Raw genomic sequence first — 22,967 nt, forward strand, 5'->3', positions numbered from 1 at the left:
CAAGGGTTGATATATATGAGATCTGATGAAACCCAAACCCCTTAGTATATATCAAAAACTAGAGTTTATAGAGATTTTTTAATTCTTTAGAGACCCAATGTATGCGCCTATCTTAATAACTGAATTATTAAAAATTTAGTATTTAGACTAATTCTGTATACTTCATTAATGTTCCGCATAACTAACATATATTCCTTCATATTATCTAAATAAAAAATCTTAATCATTTAGATAACTCCTCTAACTCGATCTTAGATGCCTTAGGTCCTAAGATAGCTACGTCTATCATAACCACTATTGACATTATAAAAACTATCGTGTACATTGCAATAGGACCTTTAGAAAATAGAACTATGGGAAGTATAGTTAACCATATGTAATTTCCAAGTCTGCTTAAAGAATATTGTACGCCATCAGCGAAGGCTCTTACCCTAGTTGGATACAGCTCTGCACCGTATTGATGAAATGCGTTAGAGAAGATGTTCGAGAGAAAACCAAATATGAAACCAGTAATTATAACCTCCACAGGTGTTATGGAAAAACCGAAAGCTAGACCAGTTATTCCCATTAATAGCATCACTATGCTTACCTGCCATTTTCTATCAAACTTAGTGCTGTCAATTATAAATATCGAAGCTAAAGAACTGAGAAAGTATGACGTATAAATTAACATAGAGTATTGTAAGGTGTGAACCAGAGTGAATCCTTTTGCGTATAATACTGAAGGGGCTAAAGACGCAAAGCCGTAATAGACCCCAGCCTGTAAGAACTCAAAGATCCAAAGCATTGTTGTCCTTTTCCTATAAAGTGGCGAGAACAATTCTGAGATCTTTACCTTTTGCGAAGTAATAACTTGAACTTGAACTGGCTCACCTAAGTTACCCTTTTCCCTTATAGCTACCTCTTCTATTCTTCTAACTATTTTATCAGCCTCATCTATTCTGCCCTTGTTCTCTAACCATCTAGGTGACTCTGGTATTAAGAACCTGAATGGAATTATCGTTAATATACCTAATCCTCCTATGATATATAGCCATTGCCAACCTAATAAGGCATATTTGTGGGGTATCAGAAGGTAAGCTAATGCCGCAACTACTATTGGAGCAGTCCATGATGCGGTATAGCCTATGGCTAACGCTTTTCCTCTAAATGCGGAGGGAAAGAACTCAGTAATCATCACATCTAAAACTATCAACGCCTCTGGCCCTACTCCCAAACCTATTATGAATCTTAAGAGACCTAGAACGTAAATGTTAGGTGAGAAAGGAACTAATAGAAGACCTATTCCAGCAATTATCATATTTAATATCAATGCTGTTCTTCTACCTAAAGCATCCCCAATATAGGTGAAAATAACGCAGCCAACAAAAGCTCCTAAAAAGAATATTGCAACGTTGTAATATATAGCCTCTGCCGAAGCCACTTTGTAGAAAGAGGCTATAGGTTGATTTACAAAACCTCCTACGAAAAGATCATATAATTCAAAAAACTCGCCTATACTGAGTAGTGCTAACAACTTCGTGTGAAATGAGGTCCAAGGCAGTCTTTCTAATCTACCCGCAATCGACATGTATGCTTATTTACCTTTGTGATATATAAGCCTTTCATATATTTATTAGCGTTTTTTATATTGAAACGTGTTTTAGAGAAAAACTCTAAATCGAGAAACACATATCCATGTGATCTTACCATAATCCTTATCCGCTAGAAACGGCAACTCAAAATTACACTAACCAATGTTAGACACATCTTGAAAAAGGAAAATTTAATAATGTTATTTACAAATCATAATCTAATGAGGTCAATATTTAAAGTGATCATTGGTTTGCTCATGCTTTCTTCTGCTATAGCAATAGATTATGTCGGCTATATGTTTCAAAGTTTAAGTATATTAATGTTATCAATGATCTTAGCAGTTGCTGGTGCTTTAGTAGGAATAAGAGGTTTAATAGAATTTTTAGGAGACAGATTCTCAAAGTAAAGAATTAATACAACCAACAAGCAACATAATGCCCTTGTTCTACTTCTTTTAAGCTTGGCTCCTGCTCCCTACATTTTTCTAAAGCAAAAGGACACCTTGGATGAAATACACACCCTTTATCTGGCCTTATAATATCTGGCTTTATCTTAATCTCTTTTAGTTTATCTTTTTGAGATGGATCTATCTTAGGATAAACATCAATTAAACCTTGGGTATAAGGATGTAAAGGCTTTTCTATTACATCATTAGCCCTCCCTATTTCAACTATTTTGCCTAAGTATAACACAGTTATCCTATCTGATATTATTTTAGCTATAGGTAATTCATGAGTTATAAGCATGAAAGTTATCCCCTTTTTCTCTCTCGCATCCTTTATAATCTTCAATATCTCTCCTTTTAATGAAGCGTCTAACATCGTAGTAGGTTCGTCAGCCACTATGTAATCTGGGTTAACAACTACGGCTCTAGCTATACTTAGTCTTTGCCTCTGACCTCCAGAAAGCTGATATACTCTATTTTCCAGAAGTTGTAAGGGAAGTCCTACTAAATTCATTGCATCAGTTATTTTACTCTCGATCTCCTTCTCTTTTCTATACTTTAGTGGTAATGATAGTACATCATAAACTTTCATAATGGGATCTATTGAAGAATATGGATCTTGGTAAATCATTTGAGCATGTTTACCTAATTCCTTTAACCTAGTCTTTGATACATTGATCTCCTTACCGTTCTTTGTCTTGATATAAACCTCTCCTTTAGTTGGTTTTTGAAGACCTAGCGTAACTCTTCCTAATGTTGTCTTACCCGATCCACTTTCCCCTACTATTCCAATAATCTCTGCTCTCTTTATATTTAGCGTTATCCCATCCAATGCCTTCGTTACTAATTTACTTCCTCCAAATAAGGACTTCCTCTTAGTAAAGTATACCTTCAAATCTTTTATTTTAATTATATAATCATCAGTAGAGCCAGCAAGCAACCTCGTCACCTTCCGAAAATAGTCTAAATTTAGGTTCCTCTTTAAAACATATATCTTTAGCGAAAGGGCATCTAGTATTAAACTTACATCCCTTGGGAGGATTGGATAAATCCGGCATAAAACCAGGGATTCCTTTTATTACGTTTTTATCTAAGGTCGCAATAGACTCTATTAATAATTGTGTATATGGATGCCTAGGTTTCTTAAATATTATCTCGGACTTACCGTTTTCCATCACCTTTCCGGCATATAGAACATATATTCTATCCGCAAGTTCTGATAATAGTGCCAAATCGTGAGTTATAAATATGATTGATAGATTAAGCTCTTTTCTAAGCTTTTTAAGCAGATTAATTATTTGTGCTTGAACAACAACGTCTAATGCCGTAGTAGGTTCATCTGCAATTAAAACTTGTGGATTCAGAGCTAAAGCCATAGCTATGAACGCTCTTTGTTTTTGCCCCCCTGATAGTTCATGGGGATATTTGTCAGCTAAAGCAGGGTCCATACTAACCATTTTAAAAAGTTCTTTAACCCTCTCATCGTAATCTCCCTCCCAATCGTGGATTTTCAGAATCTCAATTATTTGATCCTTAATCTTAAAGACTGGCGTGAAACCAGACATAGAACCTTGAAAAACCATTGCTATCCTCTTCCATCTATAATTTCTTCTGAAATCACTTTCATCTAACACCAAAATATCATTTCCTTTGAAAAGTATCTTACCTCCCTCAACCTTTCCTGGAAAGGGAACTAATCTCATAATGGCATACCCTATTGTACTTTTCCCAGATCCGCTTTCTCCAGCTAACCCTATTATCTCCCCTTCTTCCAAGTTTAAGCTAACATCATCCACGGCTTTAACGACTCCTCTCTTAGTGTAAAAATAAACTTTCAAATTTTTTACTTCTAATAGCATTTTACCTCTCCCCTAATGCTACCCTCTCAATTGCAAAACCAATTAGAACAAAGGGTATTGCAACAATTACTATCATAGCTCCCGGAAACACTACCCACCACCACCAACCGTTAACTTGGGCTTGATAAGTTTCAGCTGCATCCAAAATTCCACCCCAAGTTACAATATTTGCAGGAGCGATACCTAAAAAGGCTAACGTTTGGGCTAATAATATTCCAGCTGGAACACCTAGAGCCATGTATGCAATAGTTACGGGAATAAGTCTAGGCATAAAGTGAAGAAGAAAAACTCTATATGAGGGAACACCTAATAACCTATCAGCCTCGACATAACTATTAGACTTTATAGATAGAGCCATTGACCTAGCTATTATTGCATAGAATGGCCATGATAAGAAAGCTATTAATAATGCCTCTAAAACGAGATTTGGCTCAGTTACGAATGATACAGCCACTAAAAATGGTAAAGCCGGTAATGCTAAGAATACTAGTGTAAACCACTGAATTACAGAGTCCTTATTCCCACCTAAATAACCCGAAATACCTCCTACAAATATTCCTACAAGGACGGAAACCAAAGAAGTTAATGCACCTATTTCCAACGCATTAGGAAGTCCTAAAAGTATACCTAAGTCTAGTGGCCTTCCGAAGTAATCAGTACCCATTAATCCATATGAGTTGCCCAGCAATAATATCTCAGCTTTAGTTTGGTTCATGGGACGGGAAGATATGATTTCTACCTTAACTAGATATTTTCCATCTTCTGTTACAGTTAAATTAGATTTTGGTGAATTGAATAACGCTGAAGATAATACAGTACTATTAATTATACTAGGAGTTTTTCCGGTTATTGATGTTATATAACTTAGAATGGTATTTCTGATTGACGTAAGGTCGAAAGGTATATTAAACTCCTCACTAGGAATCGTGAGTTGAATAGTACTCCCATCCGGTTTTGTCCAGTATATTACTTCCTCTATAATACTAGTGTTAGTTGATACTATAAAATAAACGTTATATGCCGGAAGAGTCTTAGTCCAATTAAAACTAAACGTAATGATATTGATATAAATGTTTTTAGATGGAGAAAAATAGGTTGTGTTTGTTGGTGAAATTTTTTGTGTAGTAAAATATTTATTAGGATAAAAAATTGAAATCCAAGACGGAGGAACGTGAGCAGGATATTCACTCCATGCTGCTGGATTATTCCAAGAAGAATAAACTTTACTTGGAATAGATAATGCTATCCCAGTAAAGACTAGCAAAACTAACAATATTATTAAACCAGCTAAACCTATTTTTGTACCAATGAATTCCTTAAATTGCTTATACAGACTAGATTCTTTCACTCTACTCATTATTCACCAACCTTAATTCTAGGATCTAATATTCCATAAACTAATTCGCCTAAAAATAAACCTATTAAAAGGACTATTGTTAGCACGTATGTTACTCCTAATATTACGGGCAAGTCATTTAAAGTTATTGCAACATAAGTTAATAGCCCAACACCAGGCCATTCAAACACAACCTCGGTAGTTAAGCTCCCACCTAAGGATCCAGCTAATGCAAGTATTGCTTGGGTAGCTATCGAGGGTGAGGCAGTTCTTAATACGTGCCTATATAGTATTCTAGAGTCGGGCAATCCCCTAGCCTTTGCAGTAATTATGAAATCTTCCTTCATAATTGATGACACTAAGCTTCTAACAATATAAGCAAATCCACCTACATTCACTATAAATATTGTGATTAAAGGTAAGGACATATGATATAATACGCTTATCCCATAATCAAATGGATCTTTAGGAGGAGGAACAGATGTCATTCCACCCGGAGGGAATACCCTTATTGCGTATGCTAAAGCAGCTATTAATACGAAGCCTAGCCACCAGGTTGGAATACTTGAATGGATTACAGCTATAATAGCAATCACTTTTTCCCAGAACCGCGACTTAGCGGATAACAATCCTATTATAGTACCTATCACAATAAATATTATTGTCGCTGTGGTAAACAGAAGAATCGTGTTAGGTAAATAATATGCTATAATAGCACTTACATCTCTGGAACCTGATGGAGCTTGTATGAAATATGCCGTACCAAAGTTAAGACGTAGGAGGTTATACATCTGAATAAAGTATTTATCTATTACAGGTTTATTTAAACCGTACGCATTTATTAAAGTCTCCTTATATTTCTCCTCGGCAAGTTGAATTTGGGTTGAGTTTAAGTTATGAGAGCTCTTCAATAATGTTTGAGCAAATTGGGCTACTTGAAAATTAATACTTTTAGCTATTATCTCTTGAAGAACGGGAAAGGTAAAAATATAAAGAATAGTTAAAGTAGCAATTAAAACAGAAAAATAAATTAATACCTTTTTAATTATATATGTTCCGAATCCCATTTACAATCACTCTTATCTTCTTCTTAGTAATAATGCTACTAGAACTATGATAATGATTACTAGAACTATGATAGCAGCTATATAGCCGACATTCGATACGGCTTTCGTTATCGTAGAAGTTATTACACTACTAATAATGCTAGTCACAGTAGAAACTGAGGAAATTACTGAGGTCACAGTGCTTACGGAAGTAGTAGTAGTAACGGTAGTAGTAGTGGAGGTGCTAGTTGTAGTACTTGTTGTCGTAGTAGTCGTAATGGCTGGAGTGACAACTATTGTGTATGTCACTGGATTTATGAGTATTGAAGTATTCTGATAAGCTGAAATACTAAGTAAATAAGATCCTGGTAAAATATCTGACGGTAACGTGAATGCAAATTGACCACTGCTATTAGTAAGTTCTCTCGTTGAACTTATTACAGTTCCATTAGGATATAATAGCTCAAGGACTACAGTAGTATTCGGAGTGGGCTGTGAAGTAGTGGTTCCTGCAGGAGTTCCCATCACAGTCCCAACTAGAGTTTCTCCGGGTGATACTGTAGGAGGAACACTCAGAGACACTGAGAACATTTCCGGAAGTGATAAAGCTTGTGTCGGTGGAATTAAGTGGAAATAGGGGCTCTTAACAAGTTTAGCGTAAGGCGGAGATGCACTCGGATTCCAAGCTACAAGAATGAATGGACCATCTCCGATCATTGCATTACCATATGTTTTCATAAAACTAATAGCTGCTTGATAACCAGCTAATGCTTGCTGTGGAGTTACTAATGTTATATTACTCAGCTTTTCAACCTGAATTAAACTCTGGGGGATATAAGTCATTGCTGAAGCATTTTGTAAAGCTGAGATTATATAGCCTACATCAGTTGGACTAACCAGGTTAAGCCAGTCTATTCCCTTAGATTGAGCAGCACCTTCAGACCACGCTGCTTTACCTTCAGCTACAACATCTTTCATACCTACGTATAATTGCCATGGGAAGTATCCTGCATAAGGCTCTTCAGCGTATCCTAACGGATTAAAGGCTAAGAATAAACCAGTAGCGGCAACATTAGGATCGAAGAACCAATCGTTACCCCATATTTCGATTGCAGTTGAATTAATAATTTTAAATCCTTTGATAGTTTGTAATCCCGGACCATAGGCAGAAGATGCCTCAGAATCATAAATTGGGTTACTACTGTTTAGTGACATTTCGGATGCAATAATGTATTGATAAATTATATCAGCCATAGTTATACTTTGTCCATCAGCCCATTTATCATTATTAAACAGTGGAGCGAGATTATATATTACAGCCATCTGAGCAGTAGTATTAGGTGATACATAAGTTACTGCTTGCTTTGATGGATTCCACCAGAGTGCATTAGTTGGCACTTTTACTGCTGAAGAGTTGGGGCTTAGGGACACTATCTTATAAGTATAAATGTAAGGTATTTGATAGCCAGATCCGGGGACATATAAATACTGTGGAGCAAATAGTCCATTAGCTATCTCATCAGTGTAAGCATCTGTGAAACCTACACCAGGATTGGCTGAGCCTTGGCTCAAATATCTAACACCTATGGTAACATTTGGATAGCTTCCATTAGCAATTTCAAGATAAGTTTGGAAGTTAAGTAGAGTCCCTTGAGCATAGCTGGGATAAACACCTGAAATCGTAGGTAGAACATACTGAGGTATTAAACTTATTCCTAAACCAATTCTAACAGACATATTTATTCCCACATTTACTATATCATTTTCTAACTGATAGTACTCTTGCTCACTAGTAAACTGACTTTGAGCCAAAATTAATGACCAGTTGTCTATCTCATTAGCTTCTTTAAGTAATAATTGAGGCTCATATTTAGAATCATTATATGTTCCAAAAGATAATCCATAATAGGATGTAAATGGAGCATCACCAGCTAAAGTTCCGTACAAACCTTCTGCTAAACCAGCATCATAATAACCATAAGTTCCTCCCCATGCCTCGATTAATATATCCCAAGTTGTATTTGCTGGATCGCTACCGTAAACAAATGAAATTTCTTTTTGCAAATTACCTTGTACTTGTTGTACAGTAAATCCCAATTTCTCCAATTGTGTAATGAAATATTCAGCATACTCACGCCTTACTGTAGCATCCGTTCTGACAAAAACATACACTACAATCGGCTTACCATTATAATACCATTTTCCATTTACATACTGTGCTCCATGAGCAGTTAACACTCTATATATAGTCTCATTAGCATAAGTAAAGTTATAATGTATATACGCATATTTAGCAAGAGTATTTTGAAGATGTAAAACATCTTGCTCGCCAGCGTATAGTGTAATTGACGGTATTCCGTAACCGTGTAAGATGTTGTCTACAAAATATGTTCTATTCACGATAAAATTAAGCGCAAATCTTACTTCTTGAAATTGGAAAGGATTAAAGCCGAAACTAGTATTTAAAGGATTAACTAGAACATCATAATAGGTTGCTGGCATCAGATAAGCTTTGGCTCCAGGTGGTAAAGCAGTGTATTCAGAGGGTGGAACGGAATAAGCATAAAACCCTATTTGCCCATGTTCAAACGCTAGTATTCCATTTGCATCATTACCATTATATGATATAATTGTTATTGACGTGGATGCCGGTAAGGAGTTGGCAGATTGGGACACTACGTATAGGGAGCTAATTAACATGGCAAATAATACTAAAAGTGACAATACTTTCCCAAATTTGTTACCAGCTTTCATCCCTTATTCATCTCAAAACTAAACTCGAGAGTAAAGTATAAAAATTTATCCGGATGAAAAGTTGCTTCATTATTCGATTTTATCAGTACAATGATAACATGCATATTTTAATTCTTATATAGTAATGATAAGATTTTCCATACTCGAAATACTTATTATTAAATATTCTACGCTTATTTTAAAAATGACAGTATAGGCTTAAATCGCTCTAAATACGACTACTAAAATTTAAGCAATATATATTCGGGATATTTTTAATAATAACGAAAATATATAATGATACAAAAAGATAATTCATAATACAAACTTCTTAAGATACGCTTAAGCCACTGATTAACAGATCACCGGTTATTATATTACGATATTGTTTAACGTTATTGCTTTCAGCTATTATACCTCTTAATAAGTTAACTAAACTGCCCGTGAGTGTAGTCTCTCTAACGCCTTCATTGCTTTTAGAAAACCACGAAACAGAAGTTACTACACTAAACTCTCCAGTATCAAAGTTACTTGTGTGAACTCCTTGAATCTCATCCACCACAAGGTAATCTTCATCCTCGCTCAGCTTCTCCCTATGCTCTATCTTTATGTTCGTCGGTGATATATAGGGAATTGATGTATAACTTCTTGCGGCCGACGCTGTAGGTTCTTTACCAGCCTTTAAAGACCAATACCAATTATTTAAAAACATCTTCACTTCATTATCTATTATAACATTAACCTTAGATTGTAATCCTTCACCATCAAATGACCTACTATAGATTGAATTGGGTATGGTGGGATCGTCAATAATCTTGAGCCCAGCATTTATTTCCATACCTTCTTTAATGCTAGATTTACCCCTATATGCGTTCTCTTGACTTACAGCATGAGCCAATAACGGACCTATGAGAATAGAAGAGGCTTTGGGAGTAAAGATTACAACGCTTAACTTCCCTCCTCTTTTGCTAATCAAATCTTCCAACTTGCTTCTTTTCTTACTTACATTGACCTTAAATTCCAAATCTCTCTTCATCTCTTCTACTATTTCAAAGGAAGGTCTTCTAGACGATTTAACCTCATGAATTTCTGGGGTTACAACATTACCATCTTTATAATTAGCAAATACCGACAAAACAATTCCGGATCTCGATTCTCTCTGATCTAAACCCTCAGTATTCACTATTCCTACTTCATTAATGTAAGACTCGCAAGTTATGTTTACAAAATTCACCTTCATATCATTAAACGATTGGATAAATTCTTTACAAACCTCAACTTTATCAAAGTCGTAATATAAGGGTATTTTTACATTAACCTTATCCCCTCTAGGGATCTCATTTGAATTATCTGCCTCAGATACCTTCCACGATTTGATTGCCCTATCTAAAAGAGACTCGCTTAAAACCGTAGAATATGCAAAACCCATTTTCTTATCTTTAAAAACTCTTAAACCATAACCTTCTTCCGTTAACTCTCTCGAACGTGATTGTCTCTCTAATTCTAGTGAATATTCATCCCTCCTCATATAAAAAATTTCAGCTGAATAGCCTAAGGATTTAGCTTTTGATAATATCTTGTCAAGCAATCCCTCCCACCTTTATTCTGACTTTAACATATGGACCACCGTCACCTACTGGAACACTTTGTCCATGCTTTCCACAATAGCCTGAGCTGAAATTAAATTCTTTTGATATTGCCGATATTTTACTCAGAGTTTCTATTGTATAACCAGAAATTCCAACGTTTCTTAAAGACCCGGTAATCTCTCCGTTTTCTATCTTATATCCCTCTTGAATTCCAAACTGAAAAGTACCGTCTGGGCTGGTCTGCCCTCCTAAAGTGGAGACTAAAAAATAACCGTCCTTAATACTCTTCATCATCTCGTCTAAACTCCAATCCCCTGGCATCATATAAGTATTTCTCATCCTTATTATCATTGGGCTTCTGAAGCTCTCTGCTCTTGCATTACCAGTAGGTCTCTCTCCAAAGTAGGCTGAGTAAAACCTATCTAGGAGGAACTCTGAAACTATTCCCTTATCTATAATTTTCACATCCCTACCCTCTACTCCTTCATCATCGTAAGGAGTTAGCCCTATTGCATTGTCATAACCATTTACTAAAGGAGAGTCTACTACAGAGACGAAATCTGGTGCGATTTTCTTACCCCTTAAGGGATTTAATATGCCATTTACTGCTAGGTCAGCCTCAGCTAGATGACCTAGGGCTTCGTGAGTGAACACTCCAACAACTTCTGGGGCTAAGATAACATCATATTCTCCGCTCTTCGGGAGACCACCTTTAATTTGACCTTCCAATCTTCTCTTGAGAATTGAGATCATTTCATTTAAATCAAATATCTCCAATGCATATCCACGAAAAGTTCTATTGAATACATAAGATGATGCTGTAATATCTCCTTCCTTAGCCACTGCTGAAATTGATATGCTACTTAATGAATATTGTAAGGTTATTTCCCTATCCTCCGTACTATAATACTCCTTATAAACGTCATCTTGACTGTACCTTATCGTAATACTTTTAATCCTTTTATCTTTAATTAGCTCATTCTTAATTTTTTCAAGATCTTTGACTATCTCCTCTACACTCTTGTTCACTACTTTCTCTTGTTTTATATTTACCTCGTCATGTTTAGGAGGTAAGTAAACTATGTTTGTCTTTCCGTTTCCATAAGCGCTTTTAATAGCCCTTTCAGCTTCATCTCCCCTCGGCATCACAAAACTGTAATAACCAAAGTTTCCGTCATAAATCACCCTCAACGAATAACCTTCATCCATACCGTTAGTAGGAATATATTGCCTATTTTCGGTAACCAGTATCGAAATAGAGTTGACTTTATAGTGACGTAAGTCGACAAACGAAGCACCTAACTTTTCAGCTTTACTCAACATTTCATACATGACATTCTGACATTAACTTTGTAACATAATAAAACTTCCCTTGAAGGTTGCTTAAATTATTATGACAAAACGAGCGATAAGCCTCATCTTTTAAGGCGGGGTAAAAGTTCTTATTTTCGGTAAAGGAATGTTATTGAGGGGAGGAAGACCCAAAAGGGGCTAAACGTGTGTGTCCCTCCTCAATACATGTCCCCGAGTACCAAGGAGGTGGAGTGTCACCCAAGAGATAGGGATAATTTGGCTGAAGACCCAGCTAATGGTCTACCAATGGACAAATGAAGCGTGATGGGTGTCAAAAACGCCCACTAGTCATGAAGGTGATAAACCTGTGAACCGCTCTAGGGGAACCCTCGCCCTTTAGGGTGGGGTGAAAGTCGGATTCACCAGAATAAAGCTTAAATTAGAAAACTTGCGAGATGCTTTATCCTTAAAAGATTTTTTAGATTACTTTAACAACATATAATATTCATGTGGAACGATTTCATAAATAGGTTGATAAACTGTAATAAATGTCAAAGACTAGTTGAGTATAGGAATTCATTCCCAGAGGGCTATTGGAGAAAACCTGTTCCTCCGAATGGGGATATTAACGCCGAGATAGTGATAGTGGGTTTAGCTCCTGCAGCTCATGGAGGGAATAGAACTGGGAGAATGTTTACCGGGGATGAAAGTTCAGACAACTTAACTAAAGCATTATATTATTCTAGGTTGTCAAATCAGCCTTTCTCAAAGGATAAAGGTGATGGTTTAACACTTTATAACGTTTATATTACCTCCTCAGTTAAATGTGCCCCTCCTAACAATAAACCAAACTCTTCTGAGGTTAACAATTGTCTAGACTACTTGAAAGAAGAGATGGAAATGTTGAAAAACGCTAAAGTGTTCATAGCATTAGGAAGATTAGCCTGGGATTCTCTATTAAAGGTATTTAAGGAATTAGGATATAAGGTTCCTAATTCTATAGAATTTTCTCATGGAAAATTAATAAAAATTGAGAAAAAGGACTCATCCATTATATGGTTAATTGGATCTTATCACCCGAGTCCCAGAAACGTAAAGACTGGAAGATTAACAATAGATATGCTTGTAGAAATTTTCAATATGGCTAAGAAACTTACAAACAATTCGTCTTAATCTTTGAATACTCGATTTATATTCTAAGGCATCGATAGAATAATATGGAGATCCGAAATAAAACTGCTTTAATAACTGGTGGTGCTAGAAGGATTGGAAGGGAAATAGCACTAGGCTTGGCAAAAGAGGGAGTTAACATATTACTACATTATAATACCTCAGAAGAAGATGCGATTAAGACTCGAGAGGAAATTAAAAGTCATGGTGTGGATTGCTGGCTAATAAAAGGTGATTTGTCTCAAGAATATTCGACTCTAATTGAAAAAGGATTTAATATCGTTAGTGAGATAGATTTTCTAATTAACAATGCCTCAATATTTCCACTCAGGACATTCGAGGAGATAACTATCAATGATCTAAATAATACAGTTTTGTTGAATAGTTGGGCTCCGCTTTTTCTTATAAAAAAATTTGTTTCTCATACTAAGGAGGGGAAAATAATAAATGTTTTAGATTCAATAGTATCTGGTTATAATTTTGAGAGATACGCTTACTATTTAAGTAAAAAGTTATTAGAGATTATTACCCTATCCCTCGCTTTAAAATTAGCACCCAACTTTACAGTTAATGCTATCGCACCGGGGATTATCCTTCCACCCGAGGGAAAAGATTATTCTTACTTAGAATCCCTAAAAGATGCAGTTCCATTGAAGAAGTATGGATCTGTTAGTGAAATTGTAAGTGCAGTAATCTTTCTCCTCAAGAGTGACTTCATTACAGGACAGATAATTTATGTTGATGGAGGAGAACATTTAAAACCTAGAGTGATATTATGATCTATAAAGTATCGATAGAAGATTTGAGAGTTAAAACTGTAATAGGTATTAATCCTAATGAGAGAATAGAGAAACAAGAAGTATCAATTAATGTAGATATATGGTCCGATTTATCAAAAAGTGTAATAACAGATTCGATAAATGATACGATAGATTATAAAGTTATTAAGAAGGAAATAATATCTTACGTTGAGAATTCGTCCTTCAATTTGCTAGAGACATTAACTTATAAGATAGGTAAAGTAGTGCTACAAGATCACAGAATTAGGAAAGTCAGAGTAAGAGTTAGTAAACCAGGAGCACTAAGCTACGCCAAAAACGTTTCAGTTGAAGTAAAAATGAGAAGGAAAGATAATTTAGCTAAAACCTACATAGCCTTAGGGTCTAACATATCGCCAGAGGAAAATATCAAAAAGGCTCTTAAGTTATTGAAAGAGAGGTTAGGAGCATTAAAAATATCAACTGTATATTTGACTAAGCCACTTCCTCCCTTCATTAGCCAGCCTAACTTTTACAACTGTGTTGTAGAAACTAATGCTTCACTAGACCCATATAACATTAAATTCAATATCTTAAGAGGTATTGAGAAGGAGCTAGGAAGGGTAAGAGATCCTAATGATAAATTCGCCCCTAGAACGATAGATTTAGACTTAATACTATATGGTAATCTTATCGTAAATAGTAAGGATTTAGTAATACCAGACCCCGAAATCGAGAAAAGACCCTTCTTAGCTTTGCCATTATACGAACTAAATGAGGATTTAGTAATACCCGGAATTAACAAGTCTATTAAGGAAATAGTGAAAAAATTCAGTGAAAACATTGATATGACACCATTATATGATTATACTGAGAAGTTAAGAAGAGAAATATTAGAAGATTTTTAATCCCTTTAATTTTCATCAATAATTATTACCCGTTTAGCCTAAAATAGTGTTAAAGATATCATGGTCGCTTTGATAAAAAAAGAACAGCAAACCTCGCCTTTTAAGGCAGGGTAATGTTTTTAGTGAAGGATTATTATTGAGGAAAGTCAAAAATGAGTAGTGAGAACGTGTCCTTCCTCCTCAATACTAGTCTCGAGGAGGGTGAGGAAAAAGGGATAGGGGTAATTTAGCTGAAGAACTATCACTGGACAAGTAAAGTGGTTGGTAATGTCCACTAGCTGTGAAGCGATGAAAAAGAAGTTAGTTAACCATAAACATGTGAACCGCTCTAAGGGAACCCTCTAGGGGAGAAGGTCAGTACTATATATAAAGTAGAGTTTGCCTCTAGACTCTACTGACAACTTTTTCACACTCTTGCACAATCTAGATAAGCTGATGCAGGACTAAGCACTTTTCAAATACACTTTTTAATCTTAAGTTAGGAGAAGTAATTATGGAAAATCTAGATAATAGCATACTTAACGCTCCTTTAATAAAGGTTTCACCACCTGGTCCAAAGTCTTTGCAAATACTTAAACAGCAAGAAGAGTATGAGACTTCAGCAATAAACTATCCTAAATATTTTAAGATAGCTGTAGATAGGGCACAAGGTTCAACAATAGTAGACGTAGATGGAAACGTGTACATTGATATGGTAACCGGAATATCTGTAATAAATTTAGGTCATAACAACCCTTACGTAAAGAGTGCTGTTGAAGAACAATTAAACAAAGTTTGGCACACTCTTGAGGTTCCAACAGAAATAAGGACAAATTTCAGTAAGAAGTTATTATCAACACTTGATTTTAAAGCTAAGTTGCTCTTTACCACGACAGGTGCTGATGCCGTCGAGGCTGGCGTAAAGATAGCTAGGTGGATTACAGGCAAGAAGACAATCATTTCCTTTGAGGGTTCCTATCATGGAATTACAGCTGGTACGCTGGGTTTTACGGGGGCAAATAAGTATAGAGAATTCCAAGAGTTTTTTGATAATAGAGTTGTGAAGTTTCCTTATCCTTATCCCTATAGGTGTCCATTTAAAGATTGCCTAAATGACGTATTAAGCTTAATAGAATATGCATTATCGAATCCAGGCTATCTGGGAAACGACGTAGCAGGTATACTTGTAGAACCAATACAAGGGGAAGGAGGTTACGTAATACCCCCGAAGGGTTTCTTAAAAGGACTAAGGGAGATAGCTGATAAATATGGAATATTACTAATTGTTGATGAAGTTCAGACTGGTATGGGAAGAACTGGAAAAATGTGGGCTTATCAATGGGAAGGAATAAAACCCGATATTGTATGTATTTCGAAAGCAGTAGGGGAGGGAATTCCACTATCGATGGTAGCATTTAGACACGACTTAGATAAATTGCCTACTGGTTTTCATTTAGGGACTTACAGAGGAAATCCTTTAGGATTAGCTGCGGGATTAGCTTCATTAGAATTTATAGAAAAATATGATATACTATCAAGGGTTCAAAGATTAGGCAATAAGATCTTAAAAGAGTTATCCACGAGAATAAGTAATCAACACGTAGGGGATATAAGGGGATTAGGATTCATGATAGGGATAGAGCTAGTAAGTGATGGAAAATCTCCTTGGAGCGAAGGGACAAAGAAAGTGATAGATGAATCACTGAAAAGAGGATTATTAGTATACAAGGCTGGAAGATGGGATAATGTAATAAGATTAATGCCACCCTTAACTATTCCTGAGAGTTTACTTGATGAATCGTTGAAAATTTTACAAGAAACCTTAAATGATTTATAAAGATTTTTGTAAAGTTTTTAACTTCTTAGCTTTAAAATTTATATACCCATTTAATCCAGATAGACACATGCCGGAAACTAAAAGAGGTGCGTTCCTAAGAGAATCTTCTGGGTTAGTCAGAGAATTCGGTTTGATAGATGCACTCTGGTTTAATATAGCACTGTTAGGACTACTGTTCTCTACATACTATGTAGCGTCTACTGGACCACTAGTAGGAGGAAGTCCACTATTAGGTTTGATATTACCTCTTATAGGGTTTTTGTTCGTAGGTTTAACGTTCTCCTACATAGGATCTAAAATACCAAGGGTAGCTGCAGATTACGTTTACGTTAGCAGAAACTTACATCCTGCCTTAGGCTTTGTCGGTAATGCTGGATATTTCTTGGCTACAGTACCATTGTTTATGGGAATAACCGGAATAACACTCCAAACCTTTGGCTTAATTCCTTTATTAACTATTTTAGGCTACTATACTCACAACTACGCATTAATCTCCTTGGGTTCTGCTATTGATTCCAACACTTACTTAATAATGGCTATAGGAGCTGTTGAAATAATAGTAATGTCACTAATTTCGATTTTTGGAAATAAGGTTTATAGAGCATTACAGTGGGTTGCCATACCTTTAGCTCTTATAGCTGCTATCGGTATGATAATAGTTGAAGCAGTTATACCTCATACATTGGCTATATCCAGGTTAAATAACTTCGCATTAGTCTATGCTAATGTTTCTAACCTATATAATAATGTTACATCGTCTAGCGTTGCGGTACCAGCTTATTATAGCTTAAACAACATCTTGTCATTAAACCCAGTTTACGTAGTGGGATTTTCTTATATAATAAACACGGTTTATATTGCAGGAGAAGTTAGAAATCCAAAAAGAAGCATGCCATTCAGTATTTTAAGCACGTTATTAATAACCGGGTTCATCTTTACAGCTGCCCTAGCCTTGGAGTATTACCAGTTAGGATACGGATTTACAACAAAGATGATGTATTTAAGTATAGTTCAGTCAAGTCTTCCAATACCTACTCCTTATTTAGATTTGATTGAGGGAATTTCAAGCGGTAATGTAGTTTTGGGAGTATTATTCGCGTTAGCGAGTATTGTGCAACTCCTAATGTATCTAGCTGCAGCTTCATTCGTAGGAAGCAGGTTGCTATTATCTTATGCGATGGACAGAATAATGCCAGACTTTGTCGGAGAGGTCAGTGAGAAGAGACATGTTCCAATTAAGGCAATCATTCTTTCGATGATAGCTGGACTAATTGGTCTAATAGTATTTAGCTTACCGGTTACTTCAGCTGGAGCGTTCTTACTTTCAAGCGTAGCAGTAGCTATACTGATAATTTTCCCTATGACTGTAGTATCTATAGCAGTATTAAAGACGGAAAAAGGAAATAAGGTCATGAGAATAATAGCTAGCCTAGCTATAGTGTACCTAATCTACACATTTTATCAATACTTAACAGTTCCAGCTATAGGTGCAGACACCCTAGTAGGATATGCAATATTGGCTGGATCAATAATAGTACTATTTGCCATTTTTTACGTCGCTAAGCTTGTTAGGGCTAGACAAGGAATAGATTTCGATTTAATATTTAAAGAAATACCACCGGAGTAGGAAGAAAAATGGCAAGAGATATAAGAATTGTTTTTTCTTCTGATTTTCACGGTAATGAGATCGTATTTAGGAAAGCTTTAAATGTAACTAAGGCTATTAAGGCAGATTACCTTATATTAGGAGGAGACTTTGCTGGAAAGGGAGTGATAATAATTTTAAAGAGAGGAGAGGAGTATTACATTGGTAATGAATCTGTAACCAAAGAGGATATAGAAAGTTATCAGAAGAATGGTTATTACATTTACATTTCAGAATCTAAAGAAGAGGTTAATGATATTGAATCGAGCAATGAGAAGATAATGAGGCTTTTTTATGATCTAGCAAAAAGCCAGTTGGAACGTTGGATATCCTTGGTTAATGAAAAACTCAAGGATACAAAGGTTATATGGAGCGTAGGGAATGATGATCCTTTCATAATAGATGATGTATTTAAGTCTTATAAAATAGAATTTGAAGGATTAACTGAAATTGACAGTTCCTCATCTCCCCTTATGGTAATAAGTTATGGCTTTACTAATCAAACTCCTTACAAGTCATTTAGGGTGGTGCCAGAGTATACAATATATAATAAAGGAATTGAATTACTCAACAAGGTAATTATTAACACAAAAAATATTATTTTGAACTTTCATGTCCCTCCTTATAATACTAAACTAGATAACGCTTATATTAATGGGAGATGGGTTCATGTGGGGTCTACCTCATTAAGGGAACTAATAGAGAGATATAATCCTTTATTAGGGTTACATGGACATATTCATGAATCTTCAGGTATTGATAGTATAAACGGAACAGTACTAATAAATCCTGGTAGTCTCTATTTCGAGAATATACTTAAATATGCGGTAATAACGATTAGAAAAAATGTGGAGAGTTTTTCGGTCAAATATAAAATTGTAAATAAAGGTATCTACCAAGGTTAAAGAGTTAAGGAAAGGATGCTCATTCCTTCATATATAATGTTTGCAGCCAACATAGTAGTTAATTCACTTAGATCATAGGGTGGGGAAACCTCAACAACATCAAATCCAACTAGCTTATTAAACCTTAACTGTCTAATGATCTCGATTATCTCGAAACTACTCAATCCACCAACTTCTGGAGTACCAGTACCTGGTGCAAAGGCAGGATCAACAACGTCTATATCTATCGAAAAGTATGTAGGACCTTCTAGTGAGTTTATTTCGTCAATAACAGCTCTTGTATTATATTTTAAGTCCCTTATAGTATAACTCCTTATTCCTAGCTTTCTCTTATCATCCAAATCTTCTTTAGAAAAGGTTGAAGCTCTTATGCCTGCTTGTATCGCTTTATTAATTAGACCCTCTTCTAATGATCTTCTAAGCCATGTGCCATGAGTATACTTCTTACCCCAGTAAGAGTCCCAGAAATCATAATGAGAATCGAAATGAATTACGTTAAGGCTACCATATTTTTTGTATAATGCTCTCAAAATTGGTAAAGTTATTGAGTGATCACCACCAGCTATGAATGGCACGAAATTTCTTTTATTCAACATATCATATATACTATTCTCTATTATTCTCATAGTATCCTCAATATAGCCTGGAATTATATTTATATCGCCCATGTCACAAGCATTTAAGTTATCAAAAGGATATGTGTCTAGAAACTGATTATATGGTCTTAGTAGTCTCGAACCTTGTCTAATACCCATTGGACCAAATCTGGCTCCGGGTCTATAAGTTGTAGCATCATCAAATGGAATACCTATAAATCCAGCTTTAATTTCCTCATCTTCTTTACATATTGGTAATCTTGCAAAAGTGGAGATTTGAGTAAACCGAGGGGATTTTAAAGCATCTATCTGCCTCATGATTGATTCTTCTGTTATCTAAATATTTGAAATTAACTGAGGAAGGTATAAAAACGGAAGTTATCATGATAAAATTCAATATCACTCTGGTGGTATTTCACTAAATAATAATTTCATTTGTATTCCTCGCCTCGAATTAATGAAGTAAGATGTAAGGAAAATTATTATTCCACTTACATAAATCACCCCTAATGAAACTAGTGTTGGCACATTTATAGGTAACAAAACGGGGTTTCCCCATGTCATAGTCAATGCATATAGCAGGAACCCAAACACTGGAAAACCTATGAGCGATACTATTGGGATTCTTCCAATTCTCATCTTAACGGGGACGATACGATTAAATAGATCTTTCTTTATAAATGGCATTAAGGCTGAGGTAAAAGCAAAAATAGCATAACTAATTTCAAAGACTACTGTAACATCTACGATAGAAATAGCAGGGACGAAAGCGTAAAGTAATAGACCTAATATACCGACTCCTATAGAAATTATCGTAGCCTTTAATGGAATGTGGAACCTTTCATTCACGTCTGCTAAGCTCTCTGGTAATATCCTATCAAAAGACCAAGCGAAAAGATATCTAGTTAACGCTATCGTTAATGGTGACAGACTATAGAAGTTGGGTAGCCATAATGCAATCCACATTAGAATGTAGATAACTATATTGTGATTAACTAATAGAGCAAAGAAAGGTGAGAATACGCCTATTGACCCTAACTTATCATAGACTACTGAACTATTTACATTATTTGCTAGAATATAAGACCATGAGGTTAAGAAATTCTCGCCAAAGGCATGAAAATTAAGAAAAGTATACAATATATAATATATTCCTACAAAAAGTATCCCTAGAATTATTGATAATAAAGCATTAACTTTCACCTTTCTCATTTCACCACTCCAAGAGGCTGGCAAGTTATACCACACGTAATAATACCATACTACTGGAATTGCGAGTAGCGCCCCTTGTAATGGAGATACGAATGAAAGACCGTTAGAAGTAGCTGAGCTTACAACATCTTTGTAAGCGTCAGAAACTCCGGTAAAAGATGACAAAGATGAATAAAACTTCACGGGATTGATTAAACCTAGTTCAACAAATGTTATTAAAGTAGCTATAATTGAGATTAACCCCGCTAATAATATGAACCTCCAACCATACTTTCCAGTAGAGGATACAATTGAACTGACGCCTAAAATTACTATCCCTACAATCACACTACCCAAAGTTGACGTAAAAAACGTACCTATATTAACTAAGGAAGCATTATCGTAGTACAATCCAATCCCGGTAAAGAGATAAGCAAACCATTGTGCCCCTAGATAACTGTACAATCCTAAAGATAATGCGAAGGCTATCCATAATCCCCAATAGTTTACAAAACCTACAATAGGATGTGAAGACCTGGTATTAAAAACGTAATCTCCACCCGCTCTAGGAGTTGAGACTGCGGCAATATAGAACAAAAATGCCATGCCTAATGTAGGAATTAGTGTTATCAAGTACGATAAAGTCCAATTTGCACCTGGGGACAAATAAAGCCAAGTCAATATAAGAATAGGTATACCTCCCGTTACTAACCCAAATACTGCAAAAAATGATGACCAAGGACTTACTTCTCTTATTAACCCGGAGGATTGCCTAATAAACAATGATTGATTTTTATCAGAACTGCTTTTTGACATTTCATTTTTTAATAACTATTGAATGGTTTAAAAACTTAAATAGACAAAGCTTAGTAAAGTGTTTAAAACAATATTGCTAGCCGAAATCGTTTTATTCGAAAATTTTTAAAAAGTTATTTAAGACACCAATCTTTATGTAATTCATTTGATCATATAATCCCTTTTATTAAATAGTTTAAAAACTCATCAATGTATGAGAGATACGTTACTGATATGTACATAAAGTTACTTTCAACGTAATTACTCTTATCTTTAGAAAAGTTTTTAACTAATGGTATAAAACTAATTATCATAATGGGGCTCTTCAAGAAAAATAAACCTGAGACGAATAGGCTAGGAAATCTTAAAATACTATTTACCACAGATTTACACGGATCAGAGACCGCATTTAGAAAATTTCTTAACACGGCATTGATGACAAAGGCTGATGTCTTGATAATTGGGGGTGATTTAGCTGGAAAATCTTTAGTGCCAATATTAGCCCTAAGTGAAGGCAAATTCAAGGTTTTGGATAAGGTTGTAGGGAGAGAAGGCTTAGAAGATATAATAAAACATTATAAGTCAATTGGAACTTATTATACAATAGTTGACGAGAAAGAATACCATGAGTTAGAAGAAGATAAAAATAAGTTAGAGGAAGAATTTAAGAAGGTAATATTGGAAAGGTTAAACGAATGGAGCAGAATAGCAGAAGAGAAGTTAAAAGGAACAAATCTAGTGATATATACCAATCTAGGAAATGATGATCCTTTATACATGTTTGACGCAATCAAACAGAGCGAAAGATTAGTGAAGTGTGAAGGAGAGGTTATAGATATTAACGGTTACGAAATGATAACGTTTGGATACGTCAATCCCACTCCTTGGAATACGCCTAGAGAAATGAGTGAAGAGGAAATATATTCATACTTAAAAAATGAGGTAAGTAAATTACAAAGACCGGAGAAGGCAATATTTAATCTGCATGCACCGCCGTATGGAACTAACTTAGATAACGCGCCATTATTAGATAGTAATCTTAAGCCAGTGGTAAGAGGAGGGGAAATAGTAATGACAAATGTTGGATCAAAGGCTGTAAGAAAAATTGAGGAAGAAATACAACCCATTTTGGGTCTACATGGGCATATCCATGAATCTAGAGGCTTTGATAAGATTGGCAAAACTACAGTACTAAACCCGGGTAGTGAATACAATTTGGGAATTCTTCACGCATCCTATATAGTCCTAGAAGATAACAAGATAAAGGTTCATCAATTTGTAATTGGTTAATTTATTTTCTAATTAAT

At 35.3% G+C, this 22,967-nt stretch carries 19 protein-coding genes; 8 read left to right on the forward strand and 11 right to left on the reverse strand.

Features of this window, described 5'->3' with window-relative positions; all coding sequences use genetic code 11:
• Positions 1 to 223 precede the first annotated feature (223 nt).
• On the reverse strand, positions 224 to 1,570 hold the full coding sequence (locus BFU36_RS08545; protein WP_069283449.1) for an MFS transporter: 1,347 nt from the start codon (positions 1,568 to 1,570) through the stop codon (positions 224 to 226).
• 225 nt (positions 1,571 to 1,795) lie between these two features.
• On the opposite strand from BFU36_RS08545, the gene BFU36_RS08550 reads away from it, so the two are divergent.
• Positions 1,796 to 1,981: a hypothetical protein gene (locus tag BFU36_RS08550; RefSeq protein ID WP_069284681.1), complete on the forward strand. Its 186-nt coding sequence runs from the start codon at positions 1,796 to 1,798 to the stop codon at positions 1,979 to 1,981.
• Between the two features lie 4 nt (positions 1,982 to 1,985).
• On the opposite strand, the gene BFU36_RS08555 is transcribed toward BFU36_RS08550, so the two are convergent.
• The 7 genes from BFU36_RS08555 to tldD all read right to left on the reverse strand — a co-directional run bounded on the left by BFU36_RS08555 (position 1,986) and on the right by tldD (position 11,915).
• The gene (locus BFU36_RS08555; RefSeq protein WP_069283451.1) at positions 1,986 to 2,969 is read right to left on the reverse strand and encodes an ABC transporter ATP-binding protein; all 984 of its coding nucleotides are present in this window, start codon (positions 2,967 to 2,969) and stop codon (positions 1,986 to 1,988) included.
• Entirely contained in the window at positions 2,941 to 3,879 is a 939-nt protein-coding gene (locus BFU36_RS08560) for an ABC transporter ATP-binding protein (RefSeq protein ID WP_069283453.1), read from the reverse strand. Before BFU36_RS08560 ends, BFU36_RS08555 begins: the two co-directional genes overlap by 29 nt.
• Position 3,880: 1 nt before the next feature.
• Positions 3,881 to 5,236 carry an ABC transporter permease gene (locus BFU36_RS08565; RefSeq protein WP_069283455.1) on the reverse strand — a complete coding sequence of 452 codons (1,356 nt, stop codon included), beginning with the start codon at positions 5,234 to 5,236 and terminating at the stop codon, positions 3,881 to 3,883.
• Positions 5,236 to 6,282, reverse strand: coding sequence for an ABC transporter permease (locus BFU36_RS08570; protein ID WP_069283457.1), 1,047 nt, complete (start codon positions 6,280 to 6,282; stop codon positions 5,236 to 5,238). Before BFU36_RS08570 ends, BFU36_RS08565 begins: the two co-directional genes overlap by 1 nt.
• 12 nt (positions 6,283 to 6,294) lie before the next feature.
• Positions 6,295 to 9,015, reverse strand: a complete 2,721-nt coding sequence (locus BFU36_RS08575; protein WP_069283459.1) for an ABC transporter substrate-binding protein — start codon at positions 9,013 to 9,015, stop codon at positions 6,295 to 6,297.
• 310 nt (positions 9,016 to 9,325) lie between these two features.
• A complete protein-coding gene (locus BFU36_RS08580; protein WP_069283461.1) occupies positions 9,326 to 10,582 on the reverse strand; it encodes a TldD/PmbA family protein in 1,257 nt (418 codons plus the stop codon).
• Positions 10,575 to 11,915, reverse strand: coding sequence for a zinc metalloprotease TldD (tldD, locus tag BFU36_RS08585; RefSeq protein WP_069283463.1), 1,341 nt, complete (start codon positions 11,913 to 11,915; stop codon positions 10,575 to 10,577). The genes BFU36_RS08580 and tldD overlap by 8 nt, the downstream gene beginning before the upstream one ends.
• Positions 11,916 to 12,383: 468 nt before the next feature.
• On the opposite strand from tldD, the gene BFU36_RS08590 reads away from it, so the two are divergent.
• The 6 genes from BFU36_RS08590 (at position 12,384) to BFU36_RS08615 (ending at position 19,078) form a co-directional block, all read left to right on the forward strand.
• The gene (locus BFU36_RS08590) at positions 12,384 to 13,049 is read left to right on the forward strand and encodes a uracil-DNA glycosylase (RefSeq protein ID WP_069283464.1); all 666 of its coding nucleotides are present in this window, start codon (positions 12,384 to 12,386) and stop codon (positions 13,047 to 13,049) included.
• A 44-nt stretch (positions 13,050 to 13,093) separates the two neighbouring features.
• Complete coding sequence (locus BFU36_RS08595) at positions 13,094 to 13,825, forward strand: SDR family oxidoreductase (RefSeq protein WP_069283465.1); 732 nt, start codon at positions 13,094 to 13,096, stop codon at positions 13,823 to 13,825.
• Positions 13,822 to 14,712: a 2-amino-4-hydroxy-6-hydroxymethyldihydropteridine diphosphokinase gene (gene folK, locus BFU36_RS08600; protein WP_069283466.1), complete on the forward strand. Its 891-nt coding sequence runs from the start codon at positions 13,822 to 13,824 to the stop codon at positions 14,710 to 14,712. Before BFU36_RS08595 ends, folK begins: the two co-directional genes overlap by 4 nt.
• Positions 14,713 to 15,202: 490 nt before the next feature.
• A complete protein-coding gene (locus BFU36_RS08605; RefSeq protein ID WP_069283468.1) occupies positions 15,203 to 16,528 on the forward strand; it encodes an aspartate aminotransferase family protein in 1,326 nt (441 codons plus the stop codon).
• Between the two features lie 67 nt (positions 16,529 to 16,595).
• Entirely contained in the window at positions 16,596 to 18,155 is a 1,560-nt protein-coding gene (locus BFU36_RS08610; RefSeq protein WP_069284682.1) for an amino acid permease, read from the forward strand.
• 8 nt (positions 18,156 to 18,163) lie between these two features.
• A complete protein-coding gene (locus tag BFU36_RS08615) occupies positions 18,164 to 19,078 on the forward strand; it encodes a metallophosphoesterase (RefSeq protein WP_069283470.1) in 915 nt (304 codons plus the stop codon).
• Here BFU36_RS08615 and speB read toward each other — a convergent pair.
• The 3 genes from speB to BFU36_RS13860 form a co-directional block, all read right to left on the reverse strand.
• On the reverse strand, positions 19,075 to 19,992 hold the full coding sequence (gene speB, locus BFU36_RS08620) for an agmatinase (RefSeq protein ID WP_069283472.1): 918 nt from the start codon (positions 19,990 to 19,992) through the stop codon (positions 19,075 to 19,077). The two genes, BFU36_RS08615 and speB, sit on opposite strands and share 4 nt — an antisense overlap.
• Positions 19,993 to 20,073: 81 nt before the next feature.
• Complete coding sequence (locus BFU36_RS08625) at positions 20,074 to 21,681, reverse strand: APC family permease (protein WP_069283474.1); 1,608 nt, start codon at positions 21,679 to 21,681, stop codon at positions 20,074 to 20,076.
• Between the two features lie 149 nt (positions 21,682 to 21,830).
• On the reverse strand, positions 21,831 to 21,974 hold the full coding sequence (locus BFU36_RS13860) for a hypothetical protein (RefSeq protein ID WP_156770069.1): 144 nt from the start codon (positions 21,972 to 21,974) through the stop codon (positions 21,831 to 21,833).
• A gap of 1 nt (position 21,975) precedes the next feature.
• Between BFU36_RS13860 and BFU36_RS08630 the strand changes: the two genes are divergently transcribed.
• A complete protein-coding gene (locus BFU36_RS08630; RefSeq protein ID WP_069283476.1) occupies positions 21,976 to 22,950 on the forward strand; it encodes a metallophosphoesterase in 975 nt (324 codons plus the stop codon).
• The last annotated feature ends 17 nt before the right edge of the window (positions 22,951 to 22,967 follow it).

The organism is Sulfolobus sp. A20 (assembly GCF_001719125.1).
Classification (GTDB): Archaea; Thermoproteota; Thermoprotei_A; order Sulfolobales; family Sulfolobaceae; genus Saccharolobus.

Excerpts from the sequence above, each read along its gene's own strand:
- BFU36_RS08575 (WP_069283459.1), bottom strand. The coding sequence starts at position 9,015 with ATGAAAGCTGGTAACAAATTTGGGAAAGTATTGTCACTTTTAGTATTA.
- BFU36_RS08560 (WP_069283453.1), bottom strand. The coding sequence starts at position 3,879 with ATGCTATTAGAAGTAAAAAATTTGAAAGTTTATTTTTACACTAAGAGA.
- BFU36_RS08545 (WP_069283449.1), bottom strand. The coding sequence starts at position 1,570 with ATGTCGATTGCGGGTAGATTAGAAAGACTGCCTTGGACCTCATTTCAC.
- tldD (WP_069283463.1), bottom strand. The coding sequence starts at position 11,915 with ATGTATGAAATGTTGAGTAAAGCTGAAAAGTTAGGTGCTTCGTTTGTC.
- BFU36_RS08615 (WP_069283470.1), top strand. The coding sequence starts at position 18,164 with ATGGCAAGAGATATAAGAATTGTTTTTTCTTCTGATTTTCACGGTAAT.
- folK (WP_069283466.1), top strand. The coding sequence starts at position 13,822 with ATGATCTATAAAGTATCGATAGAAGATTTGAGAGTTAAAACTGTAATA.
- BFU36_RS08630 (WP_069283476.1), top strand. The coding sequence starts at position 21,976 with ATGGGGCTCTTCAAGAAAAATAAACCTGAGACGAATAGGCTAGGAAAT.
- BFU36_RS08550 (WP_069284681.1), top strand. The coding sequence starts at position 1,796 with ATGAGGTCAATATTTAAAGTGATCATTGGTTTGCTCATGCTTTCTTCT.
- BFU36_RS08565 (WP_069283455.1), bottom strand. The coding sequence starts at position 5,236 with ATGAGTAGAGTGAAAGAATCTAGTCTGTATAAGCAATTTAAGGAATTC.
- BFU36_RS13860 (WP_156770069.1), bottom strand. The coding sequence starts at position 21,974 with ATGATAATTAGTTTTATACCATTAGTTAAAAACTTTTCTAAAGATAAG.
- BFU36_RS08595 (WP_069283465.1), top strand. The coding sequence starts at position 13,094 with ATGGAGATCCGAAATAAAACTGCTTTAATAACTGGTGGTGCTAGAAGG.
- speB (WP_069283472.1), bottom strand. The coding sequence starts at position 19,992 with ATGAGGCAGATAGATGCTTTAAAATCCCCTCGGTTTACTCAAATCTCC.
- BFU36_RS08590 (WP_069283464.1), top strand. The coding sequence starts at position 12,384 with ATGTGGAACGATTTCATAAATAGGTTGATAAACTGTAATAAATGTCAA.
- BFU36_RS08570 (WP_069283457.1), bottom strand. The coding sequence starts at position 6,282 with ATGGGATTCGGAACATATATAATTAAAAAGGTATTAATTTATTTTTCT.
- BFU36_RS08610 (WP_069284682.1), top strand. The coding sequence starts at position 16,596 with ATGCCGGAAACTAAAAGAGGTGCGTTCCTAAGAGAATCTTCTGGGTTA.
- BFU36_RS08625 (WP_069283474.1), bottom strand. The coding sequence starts at position 21,681 with ATGTCAAAAAGCAGTTCTGATAAAAATCAATCATTGTTTATTAGGCAA.